This window comes from Microbulbifer zhoushanensis (assembly GCF_021729055.1).
Classification (GTDB): domain Bacteria; phylum Pseudomonadota; class Gammaproteobacteria; order Pseudomonadales; family Cellvibrionaceae; genus Microbulbifer; species Microbulbifer zhoushanensis.
This window is the reverse complement of the sequence record NZ_JAJSAO010000014.1, coordinates 1-3,397: the sequence shown is the minus strand read 5'-3', so window position 1 is coordinate 3,397 and position 3,397 is coordinate 1. Positions and strand designations below refer to the sequence as shown.

Genomic DNA, 3,397 nt, shown 5'->3' with positions numbered 1-3,397 from the left:
CAGCTTTCTGATTTTTACATCAGATGTTCTTTAACAAGGTGAAATATTTTGTAGTAATACACTGCAAGGCGAGGTTGAGTACTTAACACATACTCAACATCAATATTGTGTGTCTCTCAAGCACACAGTCCGGCGTCCGGGCCAGTTTTTGACTGAGTCTGGATGTTCAAATCGTTAGTAGTCGTTTGTGTTGTATGGTCAAGCGACTAAGCGTATACGGTGGATGCCTTGGCAGCTGGAGGCGATGAAGGACGTAGGAGCCTGCGATAAGCCCTGGGGAGTCGGCACACAGACTTTGATCCAGGGATTTCCGAATGGGGAAACCCACCTGTTTTACAGGTATCCCTAACTGAATACATAGGTTAGGGAGGCGAACCCGGGGAACTGAAACATCTAAGTACCCGGAGGAAAAGAAATCAACCGAGATTCCCTGAGTAGCGGCGAGCGAAAGGGGATTAGCCCTTAAGCTCTTTATGTCTTAGTGGAAGGATCTGGAAAGTTCCGCGATACAGGGTGATAGCCCCGTACACGAAAAGGCACATTGAGTGAAATCGAGTAGGTCGGGACACGTGATATCTTGACTGAACATGGGGGGACCATCCTCCAAGGCTAAATACTCCCAGCTGACCGATAGTGAACCAGTACCGTGAGGGAAAGGCGAAAAGAACCCCGGAGAGGGGAGTGAAATAGAACCTGAAACCGTATACGTACAAGCAGTAGGAGCCCTTCGGGGTGACTGCGTACCTTTTGTATAATGGGTCAGCGACTTATTGTCTGTAGCAAGGTTAACCGTTTAGGGGAGCCGTAGAGAAATCGAGTCTTAATAGGGCGTTCAGTTGCAGGCAATAGACCCGAAACCCGGCGATCTATCCATGGGCAGGTTGAAGATTGAGTAACATCAATTGGAGGACCGAACCCACTAATGTTGAAAAATTAGGGGATGACCTGTGGATCGGAGTGAAAGGCTAATCAAGCCGGGAGATAGCTGGTTCTCCTCGAAAGCTATTTAGGTAGCGCCTCGCGTCTCACCCTCGGGGGTAGAGCACTGTTTGGGCTAGGGGGTCATCCCGACTTACCAACCCCATGCAAACTCCGAATACCGAGGAGTGCAATCGCGGGAGACACACGGCGGGTGCTAACGTCCGTCGTGGAAAGGGAAACAACCCAGACCGCCAGCTAAGGTCCCAAATACCAGTTAAGTGGGAAACGATGTGGGAAGGCCCAGACAGCTAGGAGGTTGGCTTAGAAGCAGCCATCCTTTAAAGAAAGCGTAATAGCTCACTAGTCGAGTCGGCCCGCGCGGAAGATATACCGGGGCTCAAACTGGTAACCGAAGCTGCGGATGCACTATGTGCATGGTAGAGGAGCGTTGTGTAAGCCGTTGAAGGTGAACCGGGAGGTTTGCTGGAGGTATCACAAGTGCGAATGCTGACATGAGTAACGATAAGGGAGGTGAAAAACCTCCCCGCCGGAAGACCAAGGGTTCCTGTCCAACGCTAATCGGGACAGGGTTAGTCGGCCCCTAAGGCGAGGGCGAAAGCCGTAGTCGATGGGAAACAGGTTAACATTCCTGTACTTGCAATTGCTGCGATGGAGTGACGGAGAAGGCTAGGCCAGCATGGCGATTGGTTGTCCATGTTTAAGGCTGTAGGCTGGGGGTTTAGGCAAATCCGGACCCCTAAGGCTGAGAGCTGACGACGAAGCCTACTTAGGTAGGTGAAGTGGTTGATGCCCTGCTTCCAGGAAAAACTTCTAAGCTTCAGGCAATTGCGAACCGTACTCTAAACCGACACAGGTGGTCAGGTAGAGAATACCAAGGCGCTTGAGAGAACTCTGGTGAAGGAACTAGGCAAAATGGTACCGTAACTTCGGGAGAAGGTACGCCGGCTTTGGTGATGGGACTTGCTCCCTAAGCTGAGGTCGGTCGAAGTGACCAGGTGGCTGCGACTGTTTATTAAAAACATAGCACTCTGCAAACACGTAAGTGGACGTATAGGGTGTGACGCCTGCCCGGTGCCGGAAGGTTAATTGATGGGGTTAGCTTCGGCGAAGCCCTTGATCGAAGCCCCGGTAAACGGCGGCCGTAACTATAACGGTCCTAAGGTAGCGAAATTCCTTGTCGGGTAAGTTCCGACCTGCACGAATGGCGTAACGATGGCCACGCTGTCTCCACCAGAGACTCAGTGAAATTGAAATCGCTGTTAAGATGCAGTGTACCCGCGGCTAGACGGAAAGACCCCGTGAACCTTTACTACAGCTTTGCACTGAACTTTGAGCCTACTTGTGTAGGATAGGTGGGAGGCTTTGAAACTGTGACGCTAGTTGCAGTGGAGCCGTCCTTGAAATACCACCCTGGTATGTTTGAGGTTCTAACCCAGGTCCATTATCTGGATCGGGGACAGTGTATGGTGGGTAGTTTGACTGGGGCGGTCTCCTCCCAAAGAGTAACGGAGGAGTACGAAGGTGCACTCAGCATGGTCGGAAATCATGCAATGAGCATAATGGTATAAGTGCGCTTGACTGCGAGACAGACATGTCGAGCAGGTACGAAAGTAGGTCATAGTGATCCGGCGATTCTGTATGGAAGGGTCGTCGCTCAACGGATAAAAGGTACTCCGGGGATAACAGGCTGATACCGCCCAAGAGTTCACATCGACGGCGGTGTTTGGCACCTCGATGTCGGCTCATCACATCCTGGGGCTGAAGCCGGTCCCAAGGGTATGGCTGTTCGCCATTTAAAGTGGTACGCGAGCTGGGTTTAGAACGTCGTGAGACAGTTCGGTCCCTATCTGCCGTGGGCGTTGGAGATTTGAGAAGAGTTGCTCCTAGTACGAGAGGACCGGAGTGAACGAACCTCTGGTGTTCGGGTTGTCACGCCAGTGGCATTGCCCGGTAGCTATGTTCGGACGGGATAACCGCTGAAAGCATCTAAGCGGGAAGCCTCCTTCAAGATGAGATCTCCCTGGGACTTCGAGTCCCCTAAAGGGCCCTGGAAGACTACCAGGTTGATAGGCTGGGTGTGGAAGCGTTGTGAGGCGTTGAGCTAACCAGTACTAATTGCCCGTGAGGCTTGACCATACAACAGAGATGGTTACTGACGATTGGCGCAAGCCGATGGACTGTGAGCAAGAGACATACGACTTGCGGTGTATTACTACAGAATGTTTCACCGACTTATTTGGGGTTACCGTTGATCGGAAGATCATGCAAACGGCGGTAACAGGTAGCGCAGGGCACAGAAACAGCCCGTAAGACCGACACCAGCCCAAGCCAGTTTGCCTGACGACCATAGAGTTGTGGAACCACCTGATCCCTTGCCGAACTCAGAAGTGAAACGCAACATCGCCGATGGTAGTGTGGTGATTCGCCATGTGAGAGTAGGTCATCGTCAGGCTTC

Annotated in this window: 2 rRNA genes; both read left to right on the top strand. The window is 51.9% G+C overall.

Going from position 1 to position 3,397, the window contains the following annotated elements:
* Window positions 1-196: 196 nt before the first annotated feature.
* Window positions 197-3,078, top strand: a 23S ribosomal RNA gene (locus LVD10_RS17835).
* A gap of 200 nt (window positions 3,079-3,278) precedes the next feature.
* Window positions 3,279-3,394, top strand: a 5S ribosomal RNA gene (gene rrf / locus LVD10_RS17830).
* Window positions 3,395-3,397 lie beyond the last annotated feature (3 nt).